We start from the raw sequence: 14,179 nt of genomic DNA on the forward strand, positions 1-14,179 counted from the left end.
AAAAATGAACTTAAATGATACTGAAATTTTTATCGTTTTATGTTTACAGCATTTTCATTTGTAAAAGCTGATACTAATTTATTGAAATTCTGCAGAAATTGGAATTAATTTTTTTCAATCCAACGTTCTTTTTATTTAATTATGAGAATTGAAAGCGTCGGTGATGGGCGTATACGCAAGCGGCGACTTTGAGTTAAACCGCTTGCGTAAAAACAGACAGTTGGTGGGGGTAAGGTTGGTGAGAGTAATTAAATGTTAAGCTCTATAATTTCCAATGTGTGAGTTTGTGTTTCCTCTGGTGCTAAGGTCACACAATTATCTTTTACGGCGGCAGATTCTAGACATAACATTTGATTGAAATCGTTATCGTAAAATTGGCTCAGTGTTTTTGACTTATCGAGCCAAGGATTCCATGTAACCAAGCTTGGTAAATTCTTTGTCAGAATAAAAAGGTTTCTGCTAATACCTTTATCGTTCAGTTTAAGCTCGCCTGTGGCTTGGGAGGAAACATTTTCATAAACTCTATCGACTTCTTCAGAAACCTGCAGTGGTCCGGCTTGAGTTTTTAATTGCCACTGATCCAGGGCATCAAAATATTTCTCTTCGTCTAAACCATCCACACTGACTTGATGAATATCACTGATTTGAAAATAGGTGTGCATGGCTAACGAATAATGAAAATCGCGGGTGTCGCAATTTTTTACGCTCAGCGCAATAGTTAATGTTTTGCCAACCGTGATTTGCAGTTGTAACTCCGTTGCAAACGGCCAGAGGGAATTGCTGTTGGCATCAATATTGGTTGTCAAAAGCAATTGGGTTTCGGTTTGTTCTGCTTGAATGGTTTTTAATTGCCAGGTGAGGTTGCGCAAGAATCCGTGGGCAGGTGCGTCGGTTTGTGAAATTTGCGTTTGAATAATGTCGGGGTTTTTGTCGAGATTGCCAAACCAAGGCCAACACAAGGGAATTCCACCACGCAGCGGTTTGCCTTCTTCATAAGTGTTGGCTTCACTTAAAAACAGTACGGGTTTTTGGCCGTGGCGTTCAAAGTGGCTAATTTGCGCACCTTGTAAAAAAACCGTTGCTGTGGATAAGTCGTTAGAGACAGTCACCGCGGGTAGGTTTTTGTGTATTTCTATTTGAACGCCCGGTAATTCACCAAAGCGTTGATAGAGGTCATGAAGCGTTGACGCTAAATCGGACATGCACTAAATCCTTTTTTGGAAATATTTTTCTAGTCTTTTACGATTATTCAAAAGCCTCGTCAGTTCCCGAAGCCCGGTGGCTAACTTGTGTTGCTTATACCGCTCGTTCGATTCAATTGGCAAGCAATGCTGCCACTTGGGCGCATTTTGTGGTAATTTCTCGCCCCGATGGGTAGCCACCCAATTAACATTTTTTTGACCCACCCGCCAGTTCAACGAATGGGAAGCGTTTAACTATGACCAGCTTTACTCAACAACTCGAGAAAATCAAAACGCAAAAGGGATTTATCGCCGCTTTAGATCAAAGTGGGGGCAGTACGCCGAAAGCGCTACGATTGTACGGTATTGAGGAGGATCAATACGAAGGCGACGACGCCATGTTTGGTCTTGTTCACCAAATGCGCACGCGCATTATTACCAGCCCTGCTTTCACCGGTGAACGCGTTCTCGGAGCAATTTTGTTTGAGAATACGCTTGATCGCGAAATTGAAGGTAAGCCTTCGGCAGAGTTTTTATGGCAAGAAAAGAACATTGTTCCTTTCTTAAAAGTCGACAAAGGCCTAGCCGAATTAGAAAACGGCGTTCAAGTTATGAAGCCGATGCCAAGTTTGGCTCAGTTGCTTGAAAAAGCAAAAGCGCAAAACGTCTTTGGTACAAAAATGCGCTCTTTTATTGCTGAAGCCAACGAAGCCGGTATTAAAGCGGTTGTTGATCAGCAGTTCGAAGTTGGTCTTGAAATCGTTAATGCGGGCTTAGTGCCAATTATTGAGCCAGAAGTAGACATCAACAGCGCGACCAAAGCCGAAGCCGAAGCCATGCTAAAACAGTTTATCTTGGCAAAACTTGATGAGTTAGCGGAAGATCAATTGGTCATGTTAAAGCTTTCATTGCCTGACGTTGCTGGTTTCTACCAAGAGTGCATCGATCACCCCAATGTCGTGAAAGTTGTGGCGTTGTCTGGCGGTTACTCGCGCGATGTTGCCAACGCTAAAACTGCTGAGAACCCTGGATTAATCGCGAGCTTCTCTCGTGCGTTAACCGAAGGTTTGTCGGCTCAGCAATCTGATGACGATTTCAATTCTGCACTGGATACTGCGATTGATTCGATCTATCAAGCTTCTGCAACCTAATTGAATACTCCTTTTTACCGGTGTATTGATTTAATTAGCGATTGCTCATTCAGTACCTTTGTTATGACTTAGCTGGTTTCAGCTGGTCGAAGGTACTGAATATTCCTCCCAGATATTTCTCCATCATAAAATTCAATCTCGTTGCCAATCAGGCGAAGTCGGTTCTGCCTGGGATTATTGTTGTTCACAAAACTCTGTTTTATTGGCTGTTCCAGAACCTTTTCGCTTCGTTTCTATCCAAAGCACGTACAGCCCAAACCACGTACAATCCAAAGCGCATACAATCTAAAGCGAATTCAATGGTTTTGAATCTGTTTTTGCGTTGAATTTAAATCTGAGTTGCTCGGTTTTATCGAACCAGTAAAACAGTGATTGCAGGTCTTGATGAACTCAATTTAGGTGAATGATGAGTTTTGGTAAATCTTCCGGTGTATTGTTGCTGCTCTTGTTCATTTCTTTGGGAGCCAATGTCTGGCAATGGCAGCAAAGCGCCCAGCAATCGAGTCATGAAGTCTCAATACCCGAGGCGTCGATCACACCCATAAACACCGTTGAGGCGACTGCGTCACCAGAACCCGCGTCTCCGTCTTTGCCCGATTTGGCGTTGCAATGGTTTAACGCTCAACAGCACGAGCAAGCCATTCAGGTGTTTGACTGGTTGGAGCAGTCGGACCCCAACCAAGCGCGTTCGGTGTTTGCCCAGCTAATGGCTGAGTTAAATCGGCGCCTTGAGGGTGGCGATTATGTTTTTGTGGAGACGGCGTTATCACACTGGCTGCAAGTTTTTCCCTACGATACCTCGCTGCAATTGGCATTTGCCAAATTGTGCGAACAGCTCAAGCGATTTGATGAAGCCTCTAATACCTATTTTGATTTGGCCGATGCAGCCATCAATGATTCTGAGCGACGACGTTTTATTGCTCAGGCAAGAGACTTTTCCGGCCAGCATTTAAATCTGTTATCGGACAGTCAGCGCTGGGATTTGGTCATTGAATTCATTGATCAACTGATTTGGCGGGAGCCCGATCACATTCCTCACGTAATTAATTTAGCCAAGGCTTATATTGCCAATGGTCAAGCTGAGCAGGCGCGTATTCATCTGACCAACGTTCAGCATTATCCCGAATACCAGCAAGAAGCCGAACGTTTACTCGCGGCAATAACACCGCAACAGTCTGAACCTGCCGCTGCGCCGCGTCGACGACGGGCATCGGAAATTGCTCTACAGTCGTTTGATAACCACTTTTTGGTGCCGTTGAAAATCAATGGCCGCTCTCAGGCTTCTCTGATCATCGATACCGGAGCGTCTTTAACGGTGTTATCCAGAACCAGCTTTGAACGGCTTAATATTGCTCGCAATGCGCAATTTGTCAGTACCGCAAGAATGAATACCGCAGGTGGAATCGCCAGCGCGGATATTTATTTGGTGTCTGAGATGTCGGTGGGGCGGTTTGTGGTGAAAAACGAACGCATTGCCGTGATGGATTTACCGGGGCTTTCGCCCAGTGACGGTTTGCTGGGTATGAATTTTCTGGGTGCGTTTAATTTTCAGATAAATACCGAAGCAAAAACACTGTCACTGGCGAGAAAATAACGAATGGTGGGCGCGTCAGCACCAGCTGGCTTCGTCGCTCGGATTCTTAAGAAGTTCTTCTATGTTGGCTGCGAGTATGCGGTAGCCAACGTTGCCGAACAGAATTTGTCGACCGTTATCGAGCACGTAGGAAGGGCTTCCCTTTAAACCTTCGGCTTTGGCGTTTTGGTAATCGTTCATCAGTGCCGCCATTGCTGTGCCGTTGTTGAGTTCGGCTTCGATAAGTGGCAAATCCAATTCTTGTAATTCAACGAGATGTTTTAAAACTCCCCAGTCGGCGATGTCTTTGGCTTCGCAGAAAAAAGCTTTGCGTAAGCACAATGCGTAGTTCTCAGCCGCTTGCCAACCGCAGGCCGATTCGACGGCTTTAGTCATTAAGTGGCAGGGGGCGGAAGAGCGGGGGCGGACATCGACCCAGAGTTTAGGATTAATTTCGGCGTGTTCGAAATTCTCTGCGCTGTGGCGCACGTGTTCTGCGAATCCACAAAAGCCTCCGCGTGACTGCCATTGCTTTTCCATTTTTCCGGCAACGTCGCCAAACACGTCCATATAGTGGTAACGAATGACAATGCGATCATTAAGCTGGTATTTGAGTTCTTCGATTCGGCGTTGGGCAATCCAAGCCCAAACACAAAGGACGTCGGAATAATAATCTATCGTGAGTGGTTGGTTCGCTGTGGGTGTCGCAGACATAACAAACTCCGTAACATGAGAATACTTAATTCGATTATATCTAAATTAGATTTCCTGTCATTAAGAAGTCTGACATCTGTTTGTTAATTGTCGCACAAGTTGGTTAAGCTGATTGCTCCCGAGCTTATCAAACATGTAGGTTATTTATGGCGAATAAACAGCAAGTGGAAATGCAAAAGGCTAAAACTGAGTCAAATTTAGGACGGATAAACCGAAGAACGTTTCTTTCAGGCAGTTCGGTGGCGGCACTGGCCAGTGTGTCACCTTCAAGTTTTGCACAGATTTCTACTGCTGTGGACCGGCCAGTGATTACTCACGGCGTTCAAGCTGGCGAAGTCACTACGCATTCTGCGGTGATTTGGGCAAAGACGGATCGGCCCGCGCGGATGTTTATTCAGTACGCCTACAATCCTGAATTTCGCCAGAGCATTAATGTTGCACCTATCGATGTGCTGTCGGTGACGAATTTTGTCGGCAAGCTGCGATTGACGAAATTGCTGAGTAACCAAACGGTGTACTACCGAATTGAGTTTGCCAATCTGGATAATCTAAAAGCGGTTTCTGATTCCGCCGTTGGCATGTTTAAAACCGCGCCCACACAACCCAAAAACCTTCGTTTTGCTTGGTCTGGCGATACAGTTGGCCAAGGTTGGGGGATCGATCCCGCGCGCGGCGGTTTAAAAACCTATTCGGCGCTGCTCAGTCACAACTTGGACTTTTTTATCAACAGCGGCGACACCGTCTACGCTGATAACCCGATTCAAGAGTCCGTGACGATGGCTGACGGCAGTCAGTGGAACAATATTATTACCGAAGAAAAACTCAAGGTTGCTGAAACCTTGGATGAGTTTCGGGGCCAGTGGCAGTACAACTTGCTGGATAAAAACTTTCTTGAATTTAATCAGCAGGTACCGAGTTATTACCAGTGGGACGACCACGAAGTGGTGAATAACTGGTCGCCTGGGAAAAACTTACTCGACGATGACCGTTATACCGAAAAATCCATTTCAGTTTTGGCGGCTAGGGCTAGCCGTGCTTTCTATGAGATGACCACGATTGATTATGTGCCTGAAGAGCCGGGCCGAATTTATCGCAACATTGCATACGGTCCTGACCTGGAAATTTTCTTTTTGGATTTAAGGAGCTACCGCGCTGCCAATTCCGAAAGTTTGCAAGAAGAGGTATCACCCGAGGCGAGAATATTAGGCGCCCAGCAATTGCAGTGGCTTAAGACATCGTTGAAAAACAGTCGTGCTACTTGGAAAGTTATTGCCTGCGATATGCCAATCAGTTTGATTGTGTGGGAAAGCCGTGTGAATCAAAAAATTGTGGAAGCCGTTGCCAACGGTGAGCCTGGTTCCCCAAAAGGACGTGAATTAGAATTTGCTGAATTGTTGACATTCATGGCCGAGGAAAACATTCATAACACGGTTTGGATTACCGCAGATGTGCATTACACCGCAGCCCATCACTACGATCCGAAGCGAGCTGCCTTTAAGAATTTTGAGCCGTTCTGGGAATTTGTTTCTGGGCCTTTGCACGCCGGTGGATTTGGGACGCGTGTACTGGATGGGACGTTTGGTCCGGAGGTGATTTTTCAACAAGCGCCACCGACGCAAAACAGTCCGCCGAGCGAGGGGTATCAATTTTTCGGATTGGTCGATATTGATGGTGACAGTAAAGCGCTTACCGTCCGACTTATGAACTGCGACAATCAGGAGTTGTTCCGTCAAGAATTAAAGGCGACGGTTTAAGCTTAGAATTAACAGATCCTAGCATTTTTTAACAAGCCTACAGGTTTTGATATGACTGTAGGCTTGATATAAAGTGACGCGAAGGTTTTGAAATATAAAAATAATAAAATGTGACAGAGGCGGTTGATTGGCGTGTATCCTGCTTTGATCACTTATGTAGGAGTCGAATGGGATCAGAGCTGTTAGCTGCTGTAGCCCTTGATGCAGGTCGAATTTTCACGGTCGACGGCGATAAACAAATGCAGTCAATAACCTGTAATATTTGTCAGTTAAATAATTGAATATTTATTGAGTTTGAGTACTAAACTCAATTGTTTGATCGCTATACAATGCATTGCTGCTGAGTCTTTCTCTTACCAAGGTAATTCTCCAATATACCGAGTTGTGTTGTCCTCTTAGATTTCATCCTCGGTCTGCGTTATTGAAGTGCTCACGCACCATTTTGGTAGGCATATCAATCAATAAGTTTTGATGTCATTAGGTTTGCAGTTCAAGTGGCGATTCCTTTCAGATTCGCAAACGTTTCGATGCAGTTAGTGAATATAAATCCAATATAAAAGCCTTCTACGGCATGGGTGCGTATAAGCAATGAATAAGTTGCAAAACATTCAGCGGATTCATCAAATGTTCAAGACGCGCAGGCGTTGGCTGACCATTGCTAACTTCTGCGATGACCTGAAACTGCCGCAAGAAAAGGTCACCGATTTAATCGACCAAATGCAGCGTTATTTGAAAGCACCCATAGAATATTCTGACAGCGAAAATGCCTACCGATACACCGAGGGCGCCATCAACGGTTATCGACTACCGGATTTTTGGTTAACCCCCGATGAGATCATCTGCCTAACCAAACTCAATCACAGCTTAAATAACTTATGCGAGGGATTGTTATCAGAGGAGTTCGAGCAGTTTTACGGCCCCATTCAAGACGCTCTTCGATCCCGCAAAATTAATTCTCATCAATTCAATAACCGCGTTAAATACTTTCCCAAATCCCATCAACAGACCTTTGACGACCACTTCTCTACGGTGTGTTCTGCGTTATTAGAACGTCGCCAACTGTCGATAACCTACCAAGACAGCCGCACTGAAACCTCCGCTCATACGCTGTGTCCTCAGCTTTTAGTTCATCGAAACGATTCCTGGATGTTAGAAGCCTGGTGTCATATGCACAGAAGTTTGCGCAGTTTTTCTATTGCTCGAATCGAGCAGGCAGAGATGCTGAAGGAGCGCAGCCGAGAGATTGCCCAGAAAAACTTAGACATTTATTTCGATAATCGCTACGGGTTAAACCAGCAGCGACCTCAGTTGTTGGTATTAAAGTTCAATGCGGACGCGGCTTATGAAGTTGCCTCTCAGTGTTGGCATTTCGAACAAAGCGGCGTTTGGCAAGACGACAGCTATGTGCTGACTCTGCCGCTGATCGACGAGGAAAACCTAGTCAAAAAAGTGCTTCAATACCTGCCCAGTGTTGAAGTTGTTGCGCCCGAAAGTTTTCAACAGCACATCCGACAAATCCTTACCCAAGCTCTTGAGCGCCATGAAAAATCGGCAACCGCTTGTAATTCGCCAAGCGAGATGTCAGAGTCTAAAATTGTTAAAGCTATTAGTTCAAATACCGTAGCGCCGACGGGCGATGCCCAAAAGTTAAAACAGGCGTAATCATCATCGCCTTATGCACTTTAATTTACTTTCCGACGCTGTTTCATTCTAAATAGCTGGCCTCGAAACTAAGATTCGCTCTACACTTTAACGGTGTATTCACCGCAAATTGACCTGGGCAATGGGTCGGTTTAGGCGATCTTGGTGACAAAATTCATTGTTCAATTACCCAAGTTTTTGATCACAATGTAACTATCGTTGGGTCTTTTCGGTAATCTGGAGAGATACCTGTGATTTTAAGGACTGCGAATGTTTGTACTTTACCCCGAAATAAAGCCTTACAACCGAGAGCATCTCAGTGTTGAGCATCCACACGAATTGTACTTAGAAGAAAGTGGTAGCCCAGACGGCATCCCGGTTTTATTTGTCCACGGTGGACCTGGAGGTGGGTGTACCAGTGGTGATCGATGTTTCTTCGATCCAGAAAAGTATCGAATTATATTGTTTGATCAACGCGGTGCGGGACGATCTAAACCCCACGCCGATCTCAACAGCAACAACACGCAAGCGTTAATCAGTGATATTGAAGCCATTCGCAATCATTTAGGTATCGATCAATGGTTGTTATTCGGTGGCTCTTGGGGGAGTACTCTGAGCTTGCTTTACGCTCAACAACATCCCGAGCAAGTTCTGGGTTTAATTTTACGGGGTATTTTCTTGTGCCGTAAAAAAGATTTGGATTGGTTTTATCAAGGCGGCGCGGCTCATGTATTCCCAGACTATTGGGAGTCATACAGTAAATTGATTCCCGAGGGCGAGCGCGATGATTTTATTTCTGCGTACTATAAACGTCTGACCAGTGACAACGAATTAGCCAAAATGGCGGCTGCAAAAGCCTGGTCTCAATGGGAAGGGCAGTGCGCTACCTTGCGACCAAGCCCTGAAACGGTTGATCATTTTTGCGATCCTCATTTGGCGTTGTCGTTAGCCAGAATTGAAGCACACTATTTTATTAACCATGCTTTTATCGAGGAAAATCAAATCCTCGATAATATGTCGCGTATTGCCGATATCCCAGGAGTTATTGTTCACGGTCGATACGATATGGTGTGTCCGTTAGACAACGCGTTCGAGTTATACAATCGTTGGCCGCAATCGGAATTAAAAATTATTCGTGACGCCGGCCATGCCAGCCGTGAGCCGGGCATTGTTGATGCCTTGGTGCGCGCAACCAAAGAATTCGCCAATCGCATTGAAAAAGGATTGGGCGACCCCGCTTAATTTTACGTTAATCGGTTTTATTAATTCACAATTAAATAATTTTAGAAAAATCAAAGACAGTTGGAAAAAAGTAGTGAAGGGATTAATTCAGCGCGTAAGTAGTGCTAGTGTAACCGTTGAAAATAACATTGTTGGGGAAATCGATAATGGAATTTTGTTGCTGTTGGGTATAGAAAAAAACGATGACGAAAGCGCGGTGGACAAGCTGGTCGACAAACTGTTAAAGCTGAGAATATTCCCGGACGACGACGGTAAAATGAATAAAAATATTCAAGACAGCCGCGGTAAAATTCTGGTGATTTCTCAATTTACTTTAGCAGCTGACACCAGTCGCGGAACTCGTCCCGGATTTTCTACGGCGGCACATCCCGAATTGGCGAAAAGGCTTTACGATTTATTTGTTGATAATCTGCGAAGCAAATTCCCGTTTATCGAGACGGGAATTTTTGCCGCAGACATGAAAGTTGCTCTCGTGAACGATGGGCCAGTGACTTTTATGCTAGAGGTCTAAACTCAATCGTTTAAAAACAGCAGCGTAAAAACGGTAATGTGAAAGCAGAGTTTCTTGAAAAACAAATGCTCGTATTATTATTTTTAGATTTCCATTTTTAGTTTTTATGCAACCTGTAATTAATATCAGGTTTAGATTTTCTGTTTATTATTTTTTGCGCGTTACTGTCAGTTTTTCTTCAAATTGAGGTAATTTTGGCAGTGACGTCGATACAAATTTTAAGATAAAATAGTAACTATTCTTATTTGAGTTGTAGAGTTACTGCTCTAGAAATAAAATTCTAGCGACTCAGAAAGACAGAATTGTGTCAGTTAAGGAAGGCTGAAAGAAACCCAGATCAAAGGAATTGAACTGGTTACAGAGATTGATCAAGTATCCAATAGAAAATTAATTTGGTCTTTATTGGTTTTTGTTATTTTCTATATTTGTCACCCGTTAATTACACTTCGTTATAATTGATACGAATAGTAACACCTTCTTGAATTCTTAAAAGTTTTACTTTTGTTTTGCTTAGATCAAATTTATTTTAAGTATAGTTGATATATGCCTTTCGGTTTTTGATCAATCCGCCAGTGTTTGATCATGCTCTTCGCAACTTAGGCATAAACTTAGAAATAAATAGGGCAGAAGGTAGACGATTCGGATGGAAACGGAAACCGAGTCCTAAAAAGGAGTTTTATGCGATGAAAAGGATTAATCATACAGAGCTGGCTATGGTGGAGTTAGCAGACCGTCATCATTATCTGAACTCCATTCACTTGATGTGTTTGTCTGTGAGAATTAATGATGAGTAACTTAATTGCCAATCAGACTTCTCACCATCAATACGATTTAGCGACAAATGCGTCTATTTTGATGGTGTCTGAAGATGCCACTTCAATGTTTGAGCTTGAGGAGTTTCTATTTAACTCTGGTTACTTAAACGTTGAAATCGCCACAAATCTAACCGACATCACTCGCCTGTTCGAACTGTCTCATTTCGACCTTGTGATTGTTGATGAGCAAGTTTCCCCAGTATTGGGCGCGCGAACTTGTGAATTTGTTCGTTCGGAATCTGAGCACACAGATTTCCCATCGGCGAATGTGGTTCTGTTTGCCCAAGGCACGTTACATGAAATTCCGGCTTATCATACATTTGATGAAGTCTTGGTCAGTCCGCTAAATCCGGTTGAAGTAAATCTTCGAATCTCAAATTTGTTGAAAAATAGAATTCATCGTGAAGAGTCTGACCGTATTAAAGATGAGCTTGAAACCAAATTACTTGGCCGAACAAAACAGCTGTATGAAACACAGCTGAAACTCATCGATTATCTATCGCAAAATATTGATAACACGCCAAAACAAGTGGGCTCCACAGACCGCTTAATTGGACGTTATGTCAGTATTGTTGGCAAGGCCATGGGTCTGAGCGACCAAGAGTGTGATTTGTTGGAACAAGCCAGCCCTCTGCATGACTTGGGTAATATCGGAATTCCCGACGAAGTCCTGTTAAAAAATGGCAAGCTCAGCGACAAAGACATGGCCATTGTTCGCAAGCATGTGGAAATTGGCGCTAACCTACTTTCCAGCAGTGACAATGAAATGATGAAAGTCGCGGCGACTATTGCCGAAACACATCACGAGCGCTGGGACGGTAACGGTTATCCGTCGGGCCTAAAAGGCCAGCAAATTCCACTGTGCAGTCGTATTGTTGCTGTGTGTGATGTGTTTAATGCTTTGACATCCAATCGTCCTCATCGGCCCAGTTGGCGAGTATCTAAAGCGTTGGAATATTTGAAAAAGAACGCTGGTAGCCAGTTTGATCCCGACGTTGTGCGAAGCTTCCAGGCGGTTATCAATGAAGTGTTGGCGTGTCGAGAAAATATATTGAAGCTTCAAGGCTTCAAGCGCGCTATGCAATAAAAAGCGCTCATAGAAAGCTTTAGCGAACATCAATCATTAAACATAAAAAAGCCTTACCAAATTAATTTGATAAGGCTTTTTTGTTTTTAAATTTTGCGACTTTTTAAAAATCTATTCAGTTAGCGGCGATGATGGTGTCGCGCGTTTATGCAAAAGCTTTAGTGCAGATCGGCATTCTCAGGTGTTTCATCTTCCGTGTTTTCATCCGTATTTCTCGCCGTGATAAAGCGGCCGAAGAATATTCCGATTTCAAACAGAAGCCACATTGGCACCGCCAACAATGCTTGAGAAATAACGTCTGGTGGCGTTAATAACATGCCGAGAACAAAACATCCGACCAATACGTAAGGTCGTTTTTGACCGAGGCGCTTGGCGTCGGTAACGCCTGCCCATATCATCAAAACCGTCGCCACTGGGATTTCAAAGGCAAATCCGAAGGCGAAGAACAGCTTGATAACAAAGTCTAGGTAAGAGCCCATATCGGTCATTACCGTCACACCTTCAGGTGCGGTTCCGGTAAAGAACGCGAAGATCAGCGGAAACACCACGTAGTAAGCGAACGCCATTCCCGAGTAAAACAAGATAACGCTGGAGATCAGCATGGGAATGGCGATTCTCTTCTCTTTTTGGTACAGCGCTGGGGCAATGAATGACCACAATTGGAAGAGTAAGTACGGCATTGACAGAAACACCGCAGCGAACATGGTCATTTTAAACGGTGTTAGAAACGGTGACGCTACCTCAGTGGCGATCATACTTGCGCCTTCGGGCAAGAAGCGCTGCAGCGGCGTCGATACGTAGGTGTAAATGTCGTTTGCAAATATGAACAAACCGCCAAAAATCACCAACACAGCGAGAAGGGCTTTTAGAAGGCGATTGCGTAGCTCAACTAAGTGAGCAACCAAAGATTGCTCACGGTCCGTGTTGAAGTCGTTATAGCTCGTCATGATTCTGACTTAGAAGTCTGGGTATTACTGGAACTCGGCGTTTCAGAGCTCACTGGACGTGGTTTCGTGGAATCTGAATTATCCTGAGTATGATTTTGGTGGATAGAAGGTTGATCGTCCGGGTTAGCGAAGGTGTCTTCGGTGATGGACATGTTTAACTCGCGGCGTGTGTCCTCAAGCTTTTTCATCACTTCTTCGTTGTGAAGTTGACGACGAATGTCATCTGTCCCCAGTTGCTGTTCTATCTGCATGCGGGTTTCACGCATACTGCGCTTGAAACGTCCAAACCCTAGCACGATTGTTCGCAAAGTTTCGGGCAAGCGCTCAGGGCCAATCACCAGTAGCCCGACAACCGCTATGATGATCAGCTCAAAAAAGCCGATGTCAAACACAAAAGCCCCCTTGAAGCTTACAAATAATGATTACTTGGTTGCTTCTTTGTCTTGAGTGTTAACTTTGTCAGCGTCTGCTGAGGCAGTTTTACTGTGTTCAACCTTTGCTTGTTGTTGCTCTGGAGTTTCTTTGTTGTCGTCGCCCATGGCATTTTTAAAGCCTTTGATCGCGCTGCCAACGTCGCCGCCTAGAGAGCGCAAACGCTTGGTTCCGAACAACATAACAACAATGGCTAATATGATTAATAATTGCCAAATACTAATACCGCCAAGACCCATAACTTACTCCTTCTTTTCCTAAAATCTTCGATGAAATTTGGATGACTTCATCAAAGTCGTTGCTAATTTTGCTTACCGTGTTGTGTTCGCGACGCCTTTTCCGCAATGCCGGATAGGTCGAAGCGACGAGCCAGTTCATCGAGGACAGATTGGCTGTCGACGTCCATATGACTCAACATGACTAAGCTGTGAAACCACAAATCTGCGGTTTCATAGATCAAGTCCTTTTTATCGCCGCTTATGGCGGCGTCCTTAGCTGCAATCAGAGTTTCAGTACACTCCTCTGCAACTTTCTCCAAAATTTTGTTCAATCCCTTGGCATGCAAACTGGCTACGTAAGACGAGTTAGGATCGGCATTATCAATGCGATCTTGAATTGTCGCTGTGAGCTGTTGCAAAACATCAGTCATGGATTTACCGAATTTGTTAATTTAACTTGAATAACTAATCAGGCGCTTAGCGCGTGTTACTTATAAATTTCTGCAGGGTCTTTTAATACCGGTTCTTGAGTTTGCCACTGGCCGTCGACCAATGAGCGATAAAAACAAGATTCCCGCCCGGTGTGGCAAGCAATGCCACCAATTTGCTCGATTTTTAAGATAACCACATCGGCGTCGCAGTCGAGTTGGATATCTTGTACTTTTTGCACATGACCTGAGGATTCACCTTTGGGCCAAAGCTTTTTTCGCGATCGAGAATAGTAAACTGCCGTTTGTGTTTCTGCCGTTAACTGCAGCGCTTCTCGATTCATCCACGCCATCATTAAAATTCGGCCTGTCTCTGCATCTTGTGCGATAGCAGGAACAAGACCATCACTGGTCCACTTAACTTCTTCAAGCCAGTCGAGCCCAGCCTTTTGCGCTTCGGTGTTCATAATTACCGCCATAAATGA

14 protein-coding genes are annotated in these 14,179 nt (G+C 44.4%); 7 read left to right on the forward strand and 7 right to left on the reverse strand.

What is annotated here, in order from left to right; translation table 11 throughout:
• Window positions 1-248: 248 nt before the first annotated feature.
• A complete protein-coding gene (locus tag LU361_RS19560; RefSeq protein WP_233090853.1) occupies window positions 249-1,202 on the reverse strand; it encodes a D-hexose-6-phosphate mutarotase in 954 nt (317 codons plus the stop codon).
• A gap of 236 nt (window positions 1,203-1,438) precedes the next feature.
• Here LU361_RS19560 and LU361_RS19565 point away from each other — a divergent pair, with 236 nt between their 5' ends.
• A complete protein-coding gene (locus LU361_RS19565) occupies window positions 1,439-2,332 on the forward strand; it encodes a fructose bisphosphate aldolase (RefSeq protein ID WP_233090854.1) in 894 nt (297 codons plus the stop codon).
• A 406-nt stretch (window positions 2,333-2,738) separates the two neighbouring features.
• The gene (locus LU361_RS19570) at window positions 2,739-3,926 is read left to right on the forward strand and encodes an aspartyl protease family protein (protein ID WP_233090855.1); all 1,188 of its coding nucleotides are present in this window, start codon (window positions 2,739-2,741) and stop codon (window positions 3,924-3,926) included.
• A 15-nt stretch (window positions 3,927-3,941) separates the two neighbouring features.
• On the opposite strand, the gene LU361_RS19575 is transcribed toward LU361_RS19570, so the two are convergent.
• Complete coding sequence (locus LU361_RS19575; RefSeq protein ID WP_233090856.1) at window positions 3,942-4,619, reverse strand: DsbA family oxidoreductase; 678 nt, start codon at window positions 4,617-4,619, stop codon at window positions 3,942-3,944.
• A gap of 146 nt (window positions 4,620-4,765) precedes the next feature.
• Here LU361_RS19575 and LU361_RS19580 point away from each other — a divergent pair, with 146 nt between their 5' ends.
• From LU361_RS19580 to LU361_RS19600, 5 genes are all read left to right on the forward strand, one after another.
• The gene (locus LU361_RS19580; protein WP_233090857.1) at window positions 4,766-6,373 is read left to right on the forward strand and encodes an alkaline phosphatase D family protein; all 1,608 of its coding nucleotides are present in this window, start codon (window positions 4,766-4,768) and stop codon (window positions 6,371-6,373) included.
• A gap of 588 nt (window positions 6,374-6,961) precedes the next feature.
• Window positions 6,962-8,035 (forward strand): helix-turn-helix transcriptional regulator, encoded by a 1,074-nt coding sequence (locus LU361_RS19585; protein WP_233090858.1) that lies wholly within the window; start codon window positions 6,962-6,964, stop codon window positions 8,033-8,035.
• Window positions 8,036-8,284: 249 nt separating this feature from the next.
• Entirely contained in the window at window positions 8,285-9,256 is a 972-nt protein-coding gene (pip, locus tag LU361_RS19590; RefSeq protein ID WP_233090859.1) for a prolyl aminopeptidase, read from the forward strand.
• A gap of 73 nt (window positions 9,257-9,329) precedes the next feature.
• Window positions 9,330-9,767, forward strand: coding sequence for a D-aminoacyl-tRNA deacylase (gene dtd, locus LU361_RS19595; protein ID WP_233090860.1), 438 nt, complete (start codon window positions 9,330-9,332; stop codon window positions 9,765-9,767).
• A 783-nt stretch (window positions 9,768-10,550) separates the two neighbouring features.
• Window positions 10,551-11,669: a response regulator gene (locus LU361_RS19600; RefSeq protein WP_233090861.1), complete on the forward strand. Its 1,119-nt coding sequence runs from the start codon at window positions 10,551-10,553 to the stop codon at window positions 11,667-11,669.
• Between the two features lie 158 nt (window positions 11,670-11,827).
• Here LU361_RS19600 and tatC read toward each other — a convergent pair whose 3' ends face one another.
• The 5 genes from tatC to hisI all read right to left on the reverse strand — a co-directional run bounded on the left by tatC (window position 11,828) and on the right by hisI (window position 14,161).
• On the reverse strand, window positions 11,828-12,616 hold the full coding sequence (tatC, locus tag LU361_RS19605) for a twin-arginine translocase subunit TatC (protein WP_233090862.1): 789 nt from the start codon (window positions 12,614-12,616) through the stop codon (window positions 11,828-11,830).
• Window positions 12,613-13,008: a Sec-independent protein translocase protein TatB gene (gene tatB / locus LU361_RS19610; RefSeq protein ID WP_233090863.1), complete on the reverse strand. Its 396-nt coding sequence runs from the start codon at window positions 13,006-13,008 to the stop codon at window positions 12,613-12,615. Before tatB ends, tatC begins: the two co-directional genes overlap by 4 nt.
• Window positions 13,009-13,038: 30 nt before the next feature.
• Window positions 13,039-13,287 carry a Sec-independent protein translocase subunit TatA gene (tatA, locus tag LU361_RS19615; protein ID WP_233090864.1) on the reverse strand — a complete coding sequence of 83 codons (249 nt, stop codon included), beginning with the start codon at window positions 13,285-13,287 and terminating at the stop codon, window positions 13,039-13,041.
• Window positions 13,288-13,349: 62 nt separating this feature from the next.
• On the reverse strand, window positions 13,350-13,697 hold the full coding sequence (locus LU361_RS19620) for a phosphoribosyl-ATP diphosphatase (RefSeq protein WP_233090865.1): 348 nt from the start codon (window positions 13,695-13,697) through the stop codon (window positions 13,350-13,352).
• Window positions 13,698-13,753: 56 nt separating this feature from the next.
• Window positions 13,754-14,161 (reverse strand): phosphoribosyl-AMP cyclohydrolase, encoded by a 408-nt coding sequence (hisI, locus tag LU361_RS19625; protein ID WP_233090866.1) that lies wholly within the window; start codon window positions 14,159-14,161, stop codon window positions 13,754-13,756.
• Window positions 14,162-14,179: the final 18 nt, after the last annotated feature.

The sequence above is a fragment of the Sessilibacter corallicola genome (genome assembly GCF_021290925.1).
Taxonomy (GTDB): Bacteria; Pseudomonadota; Gammaproteobacteria; order Pseudomonadales; family Cellvibrionaceae; genus Sessilibacter; species Sessilibacter corallicola.